Consider the following 15,156-nt stretch of genomic DNA (forward strand, 5'->3'; position numbering starts at 1 on the left):
TCAGATCAGAGTTTTTCCGAGACCGCTGCCTCGGCGAATGTGGCCATCTCGTTGTGCAGCGTGCAGGCGAGCCGGATCAGCGGCACTGCGACGGCTGCGCCGCTGCCCTCGCCCAGGCGCATGCCGAGATCCAGCAAGGGGCGAGCATCGAGTGCATCGAGCACGGTTCGATGGCCTGGTTCTGCTGAGGCGTGGGAGAAAAGAAACCAGTCTTCGGCACCAGGGCAGAGCCGTGCAGCTGTGAGTGTCGCCACCGAGCTGATGAAGCCATCCACCAGCACCGGCAGGCCCATCTGTGCGCACGCCATATAGCTGCCGGTCAGGGCAGCGATCTCGAAGCCACCAAGCCGACGCAACGCCTCCAATGGTGTACCAAGGTGCTGGCTGTGCCGTTCCAGCGCCTGGTGGATCACCGCGCTCTTGTGCGCCACTCCCTGCGCATTCAGGCCGGTGCCTGGGCCTGCGAGTTGTTCAGGTGGGGCATCGAGCAGGGCGCAGGCCAGCGCCGCCGCGGCGGTGGTGTTGCCGATGCCCATCTCGCCGCCGATGAAGAGCTGGGCGCCAGCGAGCTTGGCGCGTTCGGCCGCCTGTCGCCCCCCATGCATGGCGCGTGCAAGCTGCTGCTCGTCCATGGCCGGCTCTCGACAGAGGTTGGCGGTGCCGGGAGCAAGCGGCAGGTTTAGCACGCCTTCCAGAGGGCCGGGGTCGTTGACCGTACCCAGATTGATCACCTCCAGCTCTGCGCCAAGTTCGCGGGCCAACACGCTGATCGCAGCGCCACCGCGGGCGAAGTTTTTCACCATCTCGGTGGTGACTGCCTGTGGAAAGGCAGAGATGCCTTCAGCCACTACGCCGTGATCGGCGGCAAACACGGCGATATAGAGCTGCTCCACACTGGGTCGCTTGCTGCCTTGCAGCGCTGCCAGGCGGATCGCGGTCTGCTCGAGTAGCCCCAGGGCGCCAGGGGGCTTGGTGAGAACTGCCTGACGTGCCTCGGCTGCCTGCCGGGCTGTGTCGTCCGGGGTGGCGGCTGGTGCCTGCAACCATTCGGTGGTCGTGTTCAAAGTGGACCTCCCTTTAATATGTGAGGCAGGCCAGCGACCGTTAGGATCACTTGGTCGCAGGCCTGTGCGAGTTCCTGATGCAGCCGGCCGGCTTCATCGCAGTAGCGGCGGCTGAGTTCACCCAGCGGCATCACGCCCATATTGGTTTCATTGCTGACCAGAATGATCTGGCCCTGCAGCGTCGGCAGCACCGCCAGCAGAGCCGCACGCTCACGCTCGAACAGGCTTGAGTCCTCTGCCATCAGCAGGTTGGTGAGCCAGAGTGTCAGGCAGTCAACTAGCAGGCAGTGTCCAGCAAGCGCGTGTGTGTTCAGCACAGTGGCGAGTTGGATCGGTTCCTCGATCAGCTGCCAATGCGCTGGCCGGTGACGGCGATGTGCGGCAATGCGTGCGCGCATCTCCTCGTCCTGCGCCGTTGCGGTTGCGATGTAGCTGACTGGCTGTTGACTATCACGTGCGAGGCGTTCGGCCAGCCGGCTCTTGCCGGAGCGGACGCCACCGAGGATCAGGGTCTTGGCGTTCATCATGTCGATACCGCCTTCAGTTCAAGCAATGACAGTAGCCGGGCGGTATCCAAGTGTTGTTCCACCGCATCGGCCAGCCGCTCAATGGCTGCCTCACGCAGTGCCAGGTAATCCTCTGGTTGTGCATCGCTCAGTCCGGCCCAACCGAGCAGCGCGGTACAGGCGGAGGGCGATTCGAACAGGCCGTGCAGGTAGCTGCCGAGGATCAGCCCATCGTCGCTGATCGCCCCATCCGGACCCTGGCTGAGCTGCAGCGCCGGTCGGTCAAGAGCCGGGCCGCGGGTGACGCCGGCATGGATCTCGTAGCCGCTTATCTCTGCCTCAGTCGCTCCCGGCATCCTGCCCCCCGTGACACTTGTGCATCCCTGCGCGTCGTTGATGGCGAGTCTGCCGCGCACATTGCGTAGCTGTTTTTCCGGCTCCAGTGTTGTCTCCAGATTGAGTAAGCCCAAGCCGTCGCTGCTGCCTGGATCACCTTCGAGACCTGCTGGGTCGTGTATCGCTCTGCCCAACATCTGAAAGCCGCCGCAGATACCGATCAGTCTGCCGCCATAACGCAGATGACGCTGGATTGCCGCTTCCCAGCCTTGCTCGCGCAACCAGGCGAGATCCTGGCACACGCTCTTGGAGCCCGGCAGGATGATCAGATCGGCGGCGGGAATGGCTGCGTTTGGCGCGACAAATTGCAGATCCACCTGCGGATGCAGGCGTAGTGGATCGAAATCGGTATGGTTGCTGATACGTGGTAGGGCAGGGACGATGATGCGGATGCACGGTGTGTCTGATTGCGAGGCTGGGCTGGGTTCACGCGGCAGCGCATCCTCTGCCTCCAGGTGCAGGCCATGTAACCAGGGCAGCACACCGATCACTGGTTTGCCGGTGTGGTGTTCGAGCCACTCCAGTCCGGATTGCAGCAGCCGAATGTCGCCACGAAAGCGGTTGATGACAAAGCCCTTGACCCGCGCCTGTTCGCTTTCATTCAACAGGGCGAGGGTGCCGACCAGATGGGCGAACACGCCGCCGCGGTCGATATCGGCGACCAGAATCACTGGGCAGTCCACCGCCTCGGCAAAACCCATGTTGGCGATGTCGTTTGCCCGCAGATTGATCTCCGCCGGTGAGCCAGCGCCTTCGACGATGATTGTGTCAAAGGCATCGCTGAGGCGGTTGTGCGATTCGAGCACCGCGGCGCGGGCGGTGCGTTTGTAGTCGTGGTAGGCGCGGGCATCCATGGTGTCGACCGCATGGCCATGAATGATGACCTGGGCCCCGACATCGGTATTGGGCTTGAGCAGCACCGGATTCATGTCGGTGTGTGGTTGCAGGCCGCAGGCCAGTGCCTGCGCTGCCTGGGCGCGGCCGATCTCGCCACCATCTGCTGTCACGGCACTGTTCAGTGCCATGTTCTGCGGCTTGAAGGGTGCGACGCGCACACCCTGCCGGAGCAGCCAGCGGCACAGGGCCGTTACCAGCAGGCTCTTGCCGGCATCGGAGGTGGTGCCCTGGATCATCAGCGTGCGGGCGCTCATCTGCTGGCCTCGGCGAGATCAACCACTGTCAGCCTGGCCAATGCCGCGTCCAGTCGCGGCTACTGCGCTTCGGTCTGCCTGGCAGTGAAGCGCAGAGAGGCACTAATTTTGTGGGAGCCATGGATAGCGGGAGCGAACTCACAGATCGATCCCCTTTTGCGCCCGCACGCCGGCACGGAAGGCGTGTTTGATGTCGCGCAGTTCGGTCACGGTGTCGGCTGCGTCACACAGCGCCTGAGGCGCGCCGCGGCCGGTAATGACCACGTGCTGCATCGGTGGGCGGGCTTTGAGGTCGGCCAGCACGGTATCGATCTCCAGCCAGCCATACTTGAGGGGATAAGTGAGCTCATCGAGTACGATCAGGCCCAGAGATGGATCGCGCAACATCTCCCGTACCACGGCCCAGCCGCGTTGCGCGGTCTTGATGTCGCGGGTGAGGTTCTGCGTCTCCCAGGTGAAGCCTTCACCGAGCAGATGCCAGACCACGCCGGGTTGGCGCTGGAAGAAGGCTTCTTCTCCAGTGTCCGAGCGACCCTTGATGAACTGCGCCACACCGACTTTCATGCCATGCCCCAGGGCGCGGGCCAGCATGCCGAAGGCCGAACTGGACTTGCCCTTGCCGTTACCGGTAAGCACTAGCAACAGGCCCTGGTCCCGGTCCGCGCGGGTGATGGCGGCATCCACCGCCGCCTTCTTGCGCTGCATGCGGCCGCGGTGGCGCTGCTCCGGCTGATCGCTGCTCACGGCTTCGCTCCCGCAGTCATCAAAGCGGTCAGGACGGGGCAGGGCAGTCGCTGATGGCGTGTGGAGGGGCTAAGCACGGTTTTCTCCTCTGCGATGGATCAGGGTTGGTAACGCAAGGTCAGGTAGAAACTGCGCCCAGGCTGTTTGTAGAAAGCAGCGGTCTCGTACTCTTTGTCGAGCAGGTTCTCGAGGCGCGCCTGTAGCCGCCACTCTCGGGCGAGGTTGTATTCGGCGCGCAAATCGACTGTGGCATAGCCGCCGAGTTTACGGCTGTTGGCCAGGTCATCATAGCGTTTGCCTTCTGCCAGCAGCGTTGCGCCGAGCGCGTAGTTACCAAACTGGCGATCCGCATCGAAGCGCAGGGATTGTTTGGCACGCCGCGGCAGCAGCTTGCCGTTGTTGGTGCCGCTTGAGCGGTTCTCTGGCTCGAGCAGGGTGAGATTGGTGTCGAGGTTCCAGCCCCCGATCTGGGTGCTGACGATCGCTTCAAGGCCGCGGATGCGTGCCTGGTCGATGTTGGCGGGGACGAAGGTGGTTGGGTCGAAGGCGATTAGATCGTCGATGCGGGTTTCATAGGCGTTGAGCGACCAGTGCCCCCAGCTGACCGAGCCACTCAGGCCAAGCTCGAAACTGCGCGACTCTTCGGGCCGCAGGTCGGCATTACCGAAGCCGGGAAAGTAGAGCTCATTGAAGGTCGGCGCCTTAAAAGCAGTGCCGTAAGAGGCGGTGAACCGCAGGCTGTTAGCCAATGCGTAACCCCAGGCTGCCCCGCCAGTCGTGCGCTGGCCAAACTGCTCGTTGTCGTCACGGCGCAGGGAGAGTTGCAGGTCGTGGGCGGAAAATGTGCCCTGGTACTGGGTGAACAGCCCCTTGTTGTCGCGGGAGCTGACCACATAGGCGGTGTTGCTATCGACCTTGTCGCTCTGGTAGTCGATACCCAGGGTGAGCAGATGATCATCCGCGATGTAGAGATCGTTCTGCAAGGAAGCAGTATCGCGCTCGGTATCGAAGCGGGTCACAAAGGTGCCGTCCTTGAAGTTGTCGGACTCATCCCGGCTGCGGCCCGCTGCCAGCGTGAGCTGCCAGATCTCTATCGGCGAGAAACGGATCGTCCCGCCGATGACCTGCTGGATAGATTCTGATTCATTGACAAAGTCCCCATCGAATTCGGTGTTGCTGCTGGCACGCAGCGCGTGGGCATCAACCTCAATGTCGTTTTCAAACCGGTAGCCCGCGCGCAGGGAACTGGACAGGTTCTGGTGACCGTCCTTGTCGGGCTCGGTGGTAAAACACCCGGCACCGTCCGGGAACGGTTTGCCGGTGCAGGCGTTGAAGCCCTCGGTGTCGATGCCACTTGCGTTGAGGTTGAACCAACCGCGTTCGCCGCCCCCTGAAATCCCTGCCGAGGCGGTATAGGTGCTGTAGCTGCCGCCACCGATGCTGAAAAATGGCGTGAGCGCGCCGCCGCCTTTGCGGGTGAAGATCTGGATCACACCGCCGATGGCCTCGGAGCCGTAGAGGCTGGAGCGTGGACCGCGTACGATCTCGATGCGTTCGATCTGCTCGATGGGAATCTGCTCAAAGGCGGTGGTGCCGAGGGTCGCAGAACCCATTTTGACACCGTCGATGAGCACCAGCACGTGGTCGGATTCGGTGCCGCGGAGGTGTATCGAGGTGGCTTTACCGGGGCCGCCGTTGTTGCTGATGCTAACGCCCGGTACGCCGCGCAACAGGTCCTGGATGGATTGCGCCTGCTGGCGCTCGATATCATGGCGCGTGATGACGGTTACCGAGGCGAGGCTTTCGTCTACCGTCTGCGCGGTGCGGCTTGCGGTGACGATGACGGGATCGAGCTCGACGGTAAAAGCAGAGTGGGAGCTCAGCAGCAGTGCCGCTGCAGACAGATAGTGTCTCTTCATTTTTAATTCCCTCCGGCGCGCTCACCCGCGCGCGAATCGGTGATGCACAGACATAAGCGGAGGAGGAGAATCTGACGCGAGCAGAGGCATGGCGCGAAACGCGCGCAGCTATAATGGCTCGTTAGTCGCCGCATCGCCCTCCGCAATGCCAACCTTGGGGAGCCTCTGAATGAATCTGGACGGCAGCCTTGCGGTCCATGGTCCGTTTAGAGGTTCCTTGGGCTCCAGGCCGGTCTCCGGGCTTGCGAGTGGTCTTGCAGACCTGGCGGATCGCCTTCCCACGTCGAAACGCAGTGGCTGTATGATCCGCCGCAACTCGCCTACCGTTGCGGGGGCAGCGCCGGAATTGTTCTGATTTTCACCAGTACGTACCGGCTTCCCGTTTCATCCCTTGGGGGTGGATACCCTTGGGACACCTGAAGCAGAGCCGCAGGAAAATATAGCAACATAGATGACGCGTCAAGAAACAAAGCAATACTGCAAATGCTGTATTCAGCCTCTCCCAAGCTTGCCGTTGTGTCCTGCACGGAGTTGAGCGGGCGTAATGGTCTCGACAGTCTGGCCCTATTTGGCTTCAACTTGGAGCGTTTTGGGAAGAGAGAGGCCGTTTGCTGTGAATGACAGAAGGGGCGGGTGGTGTGACGAGAGAGTTGTCAGGTGATTGGGTAGGAGCCGGGGCAGTGCTGGTATGGCGTGGTTCAGATTGAGCTGAGGCCCACCCTGGCGCGATTCTGCACCAGGGTGGGGCGATCAAGCTGAGACCACCCCTTTGATCAGGCCGACAAGTTCATCACGGTAACCCATCTGATAGATCACCAGCAACGATACGAAGAGCAGAAATAGCATCGTGGTGGCGGTGAAGAAGCCGCTTACCTCGAGCTTGCGCTTGACCGCCAGTTTTCGCGTCCAGACTCGAGTGACCTGGCCCAGTACTGGTACCTCGGTGCCACGGCGCAGCCCCATCACATCGTAGTAGACTGGGCGCAGCTGACCCATGATGAAGGCCAGACCACCGCCTAGCCCAAGAGCTAGCACCAGGATGCCTATGCTGAAGGCGATGCGTTTGGGGCCGACCGGAACCAGCGGCACCTTGGGGGGCTCCACGATACGGAATTTGACGCTGTCGCCGGCAACATCGGCCTGTACCGACATGCGAGCAGACTCCAGACGCTGCACCAGCTCCTCGTAGTTTTTCTTGTTGATGTGGTAGTCGCGGTCGAGCCTTTTCAGTTCAGCCTCAACCTTGGGCAGGAAAGCGAGTTTCTCTTTCAGCGCCTTGATGCGCTTTTCGTACTCTTTGACACGTACGCGGGTCGATGTCAGCTCCACTTCGGCCTGGCGATAGGCCAGTTTCAGCTGCTCCACCGCGGTATCTGCCGCCAACGTGCTGCTCCCATCGCCTGAGGAGATGACCACATCCTCGGCCACTTTCAGCTGCTTGATGGTGTCCCGCAGTTCGCGCACGTTGGGATGCGCTTCCGTATACTTCAGCAGCAGTTCATCGAGCTTGGACTCCATTCGCTGGATGCGTTGCGCATTGGGGGAGCCGAGTATCACCCCGCCTGCCGCCTGCTTGGCCTCGGCCTCTTTTTCAGCGGCCTGATACTGCCGTTTCAATTCGTTACGTTTGATGGTGGCCTCTTTCAGCTCGAGTTGCAGATCCTCAAGCTGCGCCTGGGTGCGCTGCAGACGGTTGAAAGCGTCGCCGCTCTGTGAGGGCAGGGTGTCTAGATTGCGGCGCTTGAATTCGGTAAGTCGGCTCTCCGCTTCCACCAGGCGCTTTTCATACTCTTGGATCTGTTTTTCCAGGAAGCGCTGTGCGCTATCCGACTCGATACGGGTATCGCCGAGGGCGGACTCAACAAAGATGTTGAGCAGAGTCTCCACCACTTTTTTGGCCACATAGGGGTCTTTATAGGTGTAGGCGATGGTGTAGAAGTCCTGGCGGCGCTCATGGCCGATGGCGATCTTCTCCTGCAGCTGCTTGATCAGAATCTCGCGCTCTTCCAGGTTTTTTACCGAGTGGTCCAGGTCGCTCTCGCGCAGCACTTTTTCTAGATTCTTGCGGCTCAGCAGGGTGCGGGTCATCAGGTTGAGGCGCTGATTTAGGTCGGTCTGCACCGCGATGCCCTTCAATAGGGGGCGTAGCAGATTTTCGGTATCGACAAAGACCTTGGCGCTCGATTCGTACTGGTCGTTCATTGCAAATACCCAGGACCAGCCACCCACGGCAATGGTCCAGGCAACCACCATGGCGTACCAGCGGTATCTCCAGGCCGATCGGATTTGATTGCTTATCTCAAATATCGCGTCTTTCATCGTTTAACTGTCTGAAAAATAAATTATCGCGCTGTTTCCGGCGCCTGGTGTTGATTCTGAATAATACCAACCCGAACCATGCTCTTGCGCGCGCGGGGGGTTAGTGTTGATCCCTGACTCTGAGCTAGAGGCCGCTGCCTTTATCTTGGCTGAGGGCCCCTCCAGAGCAGATCCACGGTATTTTCATGTCCAGGCAGGAGTCTATAGCAAAAACCGGGCAAGTTGTCGCTAGAATGCGCTGAAGTGCTGATCAGGTCTCTCTCCCCAGTGGCCCAGGATCCGTTGTGCGGGCAATCATACTGCTGAACCCTGGCTGATACCATTTCCTGCGTCTCTCCGGCAGTTCCAGTGGTGCCGGTCGCCCCAGTCAGACTGGCATTTCGATGAGGGATACAGGCGTTCCTTAGGTGGGGCTGCTCTGATAGAATCGCCGGTTCGCTTTGAACGACACGATAAAAGATCAATGCCTCTCAATACCACAGAAGAAATTATCGAAGATCTGCGCTTGGGCAAGATGGTCATCATCATGGATGACGAGGACCGGGAGAACGAAGGCGACCTGGTAATGGCCGCGGAGAGCGTCACCCCCGAGGCGATCAACTTCATGGCCCGCTACGGCCGCGGCCTGATCTGCCTGACCCTCACCAAAGAGCGCTGCAGTCAGCTGCGCCTGCCCCTGATGGTGCCGACCGATGATGAGCTCTCGGCCACCAACTTCACGCTCTCGATCGAGGCGGCGGAGGGCGTGACCACCGGCATCTCGGCGGCCGATCGGGCCACCACGGTGCTGGCGGCGGTGGCTCCTGGTGCTGAGCCGCGCGATCTGGTCCAGCCCGGCCATATCTTTCCGCTGATGGCCCAACCCGGCGGTGTGCTGGTGCGTGCCGGTCACACCGAGGCAGGATGCGATCTGGCGCGGCTGGCCGGCTTCTCGCCCGCTTCGGTGATCGTCGAGATCCTCAATGAGGACGGTACCATGGCGCGCCGTCCCGATCTGGAACGGTTCGCCACCGAACATGGCCTGAAGATCGGCACCATCGCTGATCTGATCCACTACCGGGTGCGCAACGAGCATACCGTGGAGCGGGTCAGCGAGTGCCACCTGCCCACTGAGCATGGTGAGTTCCGCCTCGCCGCCTACCAGGATGTGGTCGACAATGAGATCCACCTGGCGTTGATCAAGGGCCAGCCCACGCCGGATCGACCGGTGCTGGTGCGGGTGCACATGCAGAACAGCCTGTGTGATCTCTTCTCCGCCGAGGGGGGCGACTGCGGTTGGCCCCTGGCTAACGCCATGAAGCAGGTCAGCGAGGCGGGCGAAGGGGTGATCGTGGTGCTGCGCAATCACGATACACCGCGTGAGATCGTGCAGCGCATGATGGATCGTCAGGTGCAGGGCGGCGCAGAAACGGGCTACGTGAAGAGCGACAACAGCAAAGAGCTACGCACCTACGGCGTCGGTGCGCAGATCTTGTCGGATCTGGGAGTGCGCAGGATGCGGGTGCTGAGTGCGCCAAAGAGTATTCACGGTCTCTCCGGTTTCGATATGGAAGTGGTGGAGTATGTCGAGTGCGAATAGCCCTTGGCATCCGACTTCCCAGAAGATTTAACTGATCAGGATCCAGAATAGATGGCTATCAATACAATCGAAGGTTCACTGGTGGTGGAGAACGCGCGCTTCTGTGTGGTGGCGGCGCGGTTTAACAGTTTTGTGGTCGAAAGCCTGGTGGACGGCGCGATCGATACCCTCAAGCGCCACGGCGCCAAGGAGGAGGAGATCACCCTGGTTCGCCTGCCAGGCGCCTTCGAGATGCCGGTGCTGCTGGAGAAGCTGGCGCAGAAGGGTGAATATGACGCGATCATCGCTCTCGGCGCGGTGATCCGCGGCGGCACCCCGCACTTCGACTATGTGGCAGGGGAGTGCGTTAAGGGCATGTCCCAGGTGAGCCTGAAGCACGGCGTGCCGATCGCCTTTGGCGTGCTGACTGTCGACACCATCGAGCAGGCGATCGAGCGGGCCGGCACCAAGGCGGGTAACAAGGGCGCGGAAGCGACCCTCTCCGCGATTGAGATGGTCAATCTGCTGCGCCAGATCTGATGAGCAAAAAACGCAGTCAGGCGCGCCGTCATGCGGTGCAGGCGATCTATCAGTGGCAGATGGCCGGACAGGATTTGGCAGCAATCTACGAGCAGTTCCTTGGCGAGCAGGATCTCAGCCAGTTTGAGGTGCCCTATTTCAAGGACCTGCTACACGGCGTGCCGAATAATCTGCAGGAGCTGGATGGGCTGCTCAAGCCGGCGCTGGATCGCGCCATCGAGAGCGTCGATCCGGTCGAGCGGGCGGTGCTGCGGCTCGGCGTCTATGAGTTGAAACACCACCTGGAGGTGCCCTACCGAGTGGTGATCAACGAGGCGGTGGAGTTGGCCAAGGTATTCGGTGCCGAGAAGGGCCACCGCTTTGTCAACGGCGTGCTCGACCGGGTGGCGAAGTCGGTGCGTGCTGCGGAGATACGCGGCTGAGCTCAGTTGCTCTTCGGGTCGTTGGCCGGACGACGCCAGCGGCCCGCTTTCAGGACAAAGGTCAGCAGGGTCAGGATGGCCCCATTCACCCTATATTCTCATGGCGCTCTCTGAATTCGACCTGATACGACGTTACTTCAGCGATCTGACCCCGCTCCGTGATGATGTGGCGCTCGGTATCGGTGATGACTGTGCGTTGTTGGATGTGCCTGAGGGGATGGAGCTGGCAGTCAGCATCGATACCCTGGTGGCCGGGGTCCACTTCCTGGCGGATGTCGAACCGGAGACGCTTGGGCACAAGGCACTGGCAGTCAACCTGAGTGATCTGGCGGCGATGGGGGCCGAGCCCGCCTGGGTGACCCTGGCGCTGGCCCTGCCTGAGGTGAATGAGGTCTGGCTGGAGGCGTTCAGCCGCGGCTTTGCGGCGCTGGCGAGTCGTGCTGGGGTGAGCCTAGTGGGTGGCGACACCACCCGTGGACCGCTGACGCTGACCCTGCAGGTCCACGGTTTTGTGCCCCGCGGCAGCGCGCTGCGGCGCGACGGCGCGCAGCCGGGGGACCGAATCTGTGTCAGCGGCAGGCTCGGCGATGCGGCACTCGGCCTGCGCCTGTTACAGGGAGAGGCCAATCTTTCCGAACCTGAGCGCAGTCAGTTGATCGACCGTCTGCAACGCCCGCAGCCACGGCTTGCATTGGGGCAGGCGCTGCGCGGCCTGGCGAGCGCGGCCATCGATATCTCCGACGGGCTGCTGGCCGATCTGGGGCATATCCTGCAAGCCAGCGGTGTGGGTGCCCGGTTGCAGCTGGCGCGCCTGCCCCTCAGCGATGCGGTGCGTCGCACGGCTGACTGGGACCTGCCGCTCGCCGGCGGCGACGACTACGAACTCTGTTTCACCCTGCCGCCCGCCGAACTCTCCCGCCTGTGGCCGCTCAGCGAGCAACTGGGGCTTGCTGTCAGCGAGATCGGTGAGATCACCGCCGCGCCGGGGCTGGTCTGTGAGCAGGCTGATGCTACTATTTGGAGACCATCAGCCAAGGGCTACGACCACTTTGCATCCCATGAGTGAAGCCAACAGACCTGCCCGGCCCGATCTGCGTCGCCCGCACCACCTGATCGCCTTTGGTTTTGGTTCCGGGCTGGCGCCATTTGCGCCGGGCACCTTCGGCACCCTGCTGGCGATCCCGATCTATCTGCTGCTGCAGTCGCAGCCGTTGCCCGCCTATCTGACTATCCTGCTGGGCCTGTTTCTGATCGGCATCCCGATCTGCGGCAGAACCTCTGACGATCTGGGAGTACATGACCACGGCGGCATCGTTTGGGACGAGGTCGTCGGCTATCTGGTGACCATGAGCCTCGCTCCACCCGGCTGGCTGTGGCTGGTGCTCGGTTTTCTGCTGTTTCGCCTGTTCGATATCCTCAAGCCCTGGCCGATCCGCTGGATCGACCGGCGGGTGAGCGGTGGGTTCGGCATCATGTTTGACGATCTGCTGGCGGGATTGTTTGCTCTGGTGGTGATGCAGGCCATTGAGCTGACAGGAGTGATCCAATGACGTGCTCTGTGCCCTACAGGGCTCTGCTCTGCTGTCTGCTGTGGTTGGTGCCGCACGCAATGGCACTGGCAGTGGAGCGGTTGGTGGTGGAGGCGCTCTTCGCCAACAAGGTGATGGTCTCCATCGATGGCAAGCGGCGCATGCTAAAGCCGGCAAGGCCTCTCCCGAAGGCGTGTTGCTGATCTCCTCCGACAGCCGCCAGGCGCTGATCGAGGTGGATGGCAAGCGCGACACCTACAACCTTGGCCGGCATGTCTCCAGCAGCTATTCCGAGCCAGAGCGTCAGAGTGCCAAGGTCTGGCGGGATGAGACCGGCTCTTTCACCATCTTGGGCAGTATCAACGGCCGCACGGTGCAGTTTCTGCTGGATACCGGTGCCACGGCGGTGGCGATGAGTGGGGTCGAGGCGCGCCGTCTGGGCATCGCCTACAAGCGCAAGGGAACGCCGATTGCGGTGGGCACTGCCTCGGGCATGGCGCGCGCCTATGAGGTGACGCTAAGAGAGGTGCGGGTGGGGGCGATTACCCGGCGCGGGGTGCGCGGCTTTATAATTGAAGGCAACAGTCCCACCCAGGTGTTGTTGGGGATGAGCTTCCTGAGCCAGCTCACGATGCAGGATAAGGGCGCCTACCTGCTGCTGGAGAGCAGGTTCTGAGCTTTTATCAATCCACCTGACCTAGTGATCTCGGTCGGGATAAATCCCGACCTGCACGATCTATTTGATGGCCGGCGCTGCCGCCTCAGCTAACCGGGTCTTTCAGCTTGTCCCGCTCAATCAGCGCGTAGGCGCTGTGATTGTGGATCGACTCGAAGTTTTCCGATTCCACCACATAGGCGCTGATGCGCGTTTCGTTGTTCATACGTACCGCCACGTCACGCACCATGTCCTCGACAAACTTCGGGTTGTCGTAGGCGCGCTCGGTGACATGCTTCTCGTCGGGACGCTTGAGCAGGCCAAACAGCTCGCAGGAGGCCTCCTGCTCGACTATCTCGATGATCTCCTCGATCCAGATGAAGCCGGCGGTGCGCGCCTGGATGGTGACGTGGGAGCGCTGGTTGTGGGCGCCGCGCTCGGAGATCTTCTTCGAACAGGGGCAGAGGCTGGTTACTGGCACCACCACCTTGATGTCGATCTCCGGCTTGCCGCTGTGGATCTCGCCGATCAGGGTGACATCATAGTCGAGCAGACTCTGCACCTTGGATATCGGCGCAGTTTTGTTGATGAAGAAGGGGAAGTTCATCTCGATGTGGCCCGACTCCGCCTCCAGCCGCTCTGCCATCTCCGTCAGCATATCTTTGAACGACTCCACCGTGATCTCGTAGTCGTGGCTGTTGAGGATCTCCACGAAGCGCGACATGTGGGTGCCCTTAAAATTGTGGGGCAGGTCAACATACATGTTGAAGTTGGCGATGGTGTGCTGCTCGCCCTCGCTGCGGTCCTTGATACGCACCGGATGGCGGATGTCCTTGATGCCCACCTTGTTGATGGCGATCTGGCGGGTGTCGGCGCTGCTCTGAACGTCGGCGATTTGAGACGAAGCGGTGCTAATATTTTCAGCCATGTAAGAGATCCTGCCAGGCGACGGGCGTGGGCGTTGTAATCGGGCAAAGATGATGCGCCTGCATCATCGTCCAGTGGACGGTCAGCAACAACCGATGAAACCTCGGGTTATTTCGGCACAGGGCCGCTCGGTGCGTGTCAGCGCGAAAACGCGCGATTATCCCAACGGATGCCCGCCGGCGCAAGTAGGAGCGCCTCACTCATCCACCGGCGCCAGCATCTCCCAACCCGCCAAGCTCTCCTGGCAGCTGTGGTTCAGTAATCCCGTCCGATGATGTAGTCGGCGAGCCAGCGCAGCGGGTCGGCCTTGCTGTCGAAGCCTGTGAGGGAGCGGTGGGCGTCGGCCTGCAGTTCGGCGGCCTTTTCACGGGCGCCGTTGAGGCCGAGTAGGGCGGGGTAGGTGGGTTTATCCTGGGCTTGGTCCTTGCCCTGAGTCTTGCCGAGGGTTTCGGTGTCGCCCTCCACGTCGAGGATGTCGTCGCGAATCTGGAAGGCGAGGCCGACGCATTTGGCGTAGTGGTCGAGCTGGTGTGCCTGTTCCGGCTCTAGGCGGGGTGCTAGCAGGCTGGCCGTATTGACGCTGGCGCGGATCAGCGCGCCGGTCTTGTGGATGTGCAGGTTCTCCAGCTCCGCCAGAGAGAGTTCCTGGCCGACTGCGTTGAGGTCAAGGGCCTGGCCACCGCACATGCCGCGGGAGCCGCTGGCGCGGCTCAGGGTCTCGATCATCTCCAGGCGGGTCTCGGCACTGGCGTGCAAGTTGCCGCTGGTGCAGATGATCTGGAACGCCTGGGTCTGCAGCGCATCGCCGACCAGGATCGCGGTGGCCTCGTCGTAGGCCTTATGGCAGGTGGGGCGGCCTCGGCGCAGCTCGTCGTCGTCCATTGCCGGCAGGTCGTCGTGTACCAGCGAGTAGGCGTGGATCATTTCTACTGCGCAGGCGGCGGTGTCGAGCTGGTTGATCTCTACGCCGAGTGCCTGACCGGTGGCGTAGGTGAGAATCGGGCGGATGCGTTTGCCGCCGCCAAGCACTGCGTAGCGCATCGCCTGATGGAGGCGAGCGGGGGATGTGCTCTCGGCAGGCAGGCTCTTATCCAGCGCATGTTCTACCCGATTTTGGCAGAACAGCATGAACTCCCTCAAGGCGGTGTTACTGCTCACGTTCGAAAGGCTCCGTTGCGCCGCCCTCGTTGCTGAGGATTCTGACCTTCTGCTCTGCATCATCGAGGGCCTTTTGGCAGTTGCGGGTCAGCTCCACGCCCCGCTCGAAGGTCTTTAGCGACTCCTCCAGCGGCAGCTCGCCACTCTCCAGGGTCTCGACCAGGGATTCGAGTTCGGCAAGCGCCTCTTCGAAGGGGGGGGTCTTTTTTCTTCTCGGCACAGCTGTTTACTAGTAGTTGGGGTGGCGTAAAGCTACCCCAGGCGGTTT

At 61.6% G+C, this 15,156-nt stretch carries 16 protein-coding genes and 1 riboswitch; of the genes, 7 read left to right on the forward strand and 9 right to left on the reverse strand.

The window, feature by feature from the left end:
• Positions 1-5: 5 nt before the first annotated feature.
• The 6 genes from cobT to RIFP1SYM_RS05260 all read right to left on the reverse strand — a co-directional run bounded on the left by cobT (position 6) and on the right by RIFP1SYM_RS05260 (position 8,099).
• Positions 6-1,064 carry a nicotinate-nucleotide--dimethylbenzimidazole phosphoribosyltransferase gene (gene cobT, locus RIFP1SYM_RS05235; protein ID WP_005960675.1) on the reverse strand — a complete coding sequence of 353 codons (1,059 nt, stop codon included), beginning with the start codon at positions 1,062-1,064 and terminating at the stop codon, positions 6-8.
• Positions 1,061-1,591 carry a bifunctional adenosylcobinamide kinase/adenosylcobinamide-phosphate guanylyltransferase gene (gene cobU, locus RIFP1SYM_RS05240; RefSeq protein WP_005960676.1) on the reverse strand — a complete coding sequence of 177 codons (531 nt, stop codon included), beginning with the start codon at positions 1,589-1,591 and terminating at the stop codon, positions 1,061-1,063. Before cobU ends, cobT begins: the two co-directional genes overlap by 4 nt.
• Positions 1,588-3,117, reverse strand: coding sequence for a cobyric acid synthase (locus RIFP1SYM_RS05245; protein WP_005960677.1), 1,530 nt, complete (start codon positions 3,115-3,117; stop codon positions 1,588-1,590). Before RIFP1SYM_RS05245 ends, cobU begins: the two co-directional genes overlap by 4 nt.
• A gap of 138 nt (positions 3,118-3,255) precedes the next feature.
• Positions 3,256-3,861: a cob(I)yrinic acid a,c-diamide adenosyltransferase gene (cobO, locus tag RIFP1SYM_RS05250; protein ID WP_005960678.1), complete on the reverse strand. Its 606-nt coding sequence runs from the start codon at positions 3,859-3,861 to the stop codon at positions 3,256-3,258.
• A 98-nt stretch (positions 3,862-3,959) separates the two neighbouring features.
• Entirely contained in the window at positions 3,960-5,780 is a 1,821-nt protein-coding gene (btuB, locus tag RIFP1SYM_RS05255) for a TonB-dependent vitamin B12 receptor (protein WP_005960679.1), read from the reverse strand.
• Positions 5,781-5,990: 210 nt separating this feature from the next.
• A riboswitch (cobalamin riboswitch) is annotated at positions 5,991-6,215 on the reverse strand.
• Positions 6,216-6,530: 315 nt separating this feature from the next.
• Positions 6,531-8,099, reverse strand: a complete 1,569-nt coding sequence (locus tag RIFP1SYM_RS05260; RefSeq protein ID WP_005960680.1) for an XrtA system polysaccharide chain length determinant — start codon at positions 8,097-8,099, stop codon at positions 6,531-6,533.
• A gap of 463 nt (positions 8,100-8,562) precedes the next feature.
• Between RIFP1SYM_RS05260 and ribBA the strand changes: the two genes are divergently transcribed.
• The 7 genes from ribBA to RIFP1SYM_RS05290 all read left to right on the forward strand — a co-directional run bounded on the left by ribBA (position 8,563) and on the right by RIFP1SYM_RS05290 (position 12,824).
• Positions 8,563-9,678, forward strand: coding sequence for a bifunctional 3,4-dihydroxy-2-butanone-4-phosphate synthase/GTP cyclohydrolase II (ribBA, locus tag RIFP1SYM_RS05265; RefSeq protein ID WP_005960681.1), 1,116 nt, complete (start codon positions 8,563-8,565; stop codon positions 9,676-9,678).
• 51 nt (positions 9,679-9,729) lie between these two features.
• Complete coding sequence (gene ribH, locus RIFP1SYM_RS05270) at positions 9,730-10,197, forward strand: 6,7-dimethyl-8-ribityllumazine synthase (RefSeq protein WP_005960682.1); 468 nt, start codon at positions 9,730-9,732, stop codon at positions 10,195-10,197.
• Positions 10,197-10,619 carry a transcription antitermination factor NusB gene (nusB, locus tag RIFP1SYM_RS05275; protein ID WP_005960683.1) on the forward strand — a complete coding sequence of 141 codons (423 nt, stop codon included), beginning with the start codon at positions 10,197-10,199 and terminating at the stop codon, positions 10,617-10,619. Before ribH ends, nusB begins: the two co-directional genes overlap by 1 nt.
• Positions 10,620-10,719: 100 nt before the next feature.
• Positions 10,720-11,685 (forward strand): thiamine-phosphate kinase, encoded by a 966-nt coding sequence (gene thiL, locus RIFP1SYM_RS05280; RefSeq protein WP_006474057.1) that lies wholly within the window; start codon positions 10,720-10,722, stop codon positions 11,683-11,685.
• A complete protein-coding gene (locus RIFP1SYM_RS05285; RefSeq protein WP_006474058.1) occupies positions 11,678-12,169 on the forward strand; it encodes a phosphatidylglycerophosphatase A family protein in 492 nt (163 codons plus the stop codon). Before thiL ends, RIFP1SYM_RS05285 begins: the two co-directional genes overlap by 8 nt.
• A complete protein-coding gene (locus RIFP1SYM_RS17875; protein WP_005960686.1) occupies positions 12,166-12,351 on the forward strand; it encodes a hypothetical protein in 186 nt (61 codons plus the stop codon). The genes RIFP1SYM_RS05285 and RIFP1SYM_RS17875 overlap by 4 nt, the downstream gene beginning before the upstream one ends.
• The gene (locus RIFP1SYM_RS05290) at positions 12,342-12,824 is read left to right on the forward strand and encodes a retropepsin-like aspartic protease family protein (protein ID WP_005960687.1); all 483 of its coding nucleotides are present in this window, start codon (positions 12,342-12,344) and stop codon (positions 12,822-12,824) included. The genes RIFP1SYM_RS17875 and RIFP1SYM_RS05290 overlap by 10 nt, the downstream gene beginning before the upstream one ends.
• Before the next feature lie 85 nt (positions 12,825-12,909).
• Here the strand turns inward: RIFP1SYM_RS05290 and folE2 are convergent, their stop codons facing one another.
• The 3 genes from folE2 to RIFP1SYM_RS05305 all read right to left on the reverse strand — a co-directional run bounded on the left by folE2 (position 12,910) and on the right by RIFP1SYM_RS05305 (position 15,108).
• Positions 12,910-13,731, reverse strand: coding sequence for a GTP cyclohydrolase FolE2 (folE2, locus tag RIFP1SYM_RS05295; protein WP_005960688.1), 822 nt, complete (start codon positions 13,729-13,731; stop codon positions 12,910-12,912).
• A gap of 254 nt (positions 13,732-13,985) precedes the next feature.
• Positions 13,986-14,858 carry a (2E,6E)-farnesyl diphosphate synthase gene (ispA, locus tag RIFP1SYM_RS05300; protein WP_006474060.1) on the reverse strand — a complete coding sequence of 291 codons (873 nt, stop codon included), beginning with the start codon at positions 14,856-14,858 and terminating at the stop codon, positions 13,986-13,988.
• A 19-nt stretch (positions 14,859-14,877) separates the two neighbouring features.
• Entirely contained in the window at positions 14,878-15,108 is a 231-nt protein-coding gene (locus tag RIFP1SYM_RS05305; protein ID WP_005960690.1) for an exodeoxyribonuclease VII small subunit, read from the reverse strand.
• Positions 15,109-15,156: the final 48 nt, after the last annotated feature.

Origin of the sequence: endosymbiont of Riftia pachyptila (vent Ph05) (assembly GCF_000224455.1) — a bacterium.
Taxonomy (GTDB): domain Bacteria; phylum Pseudomonadota; class Gammaproteobacteria; order Chromatiales; family Chromatiaceae; genus Endoriftia; species Endoriftia persephonae.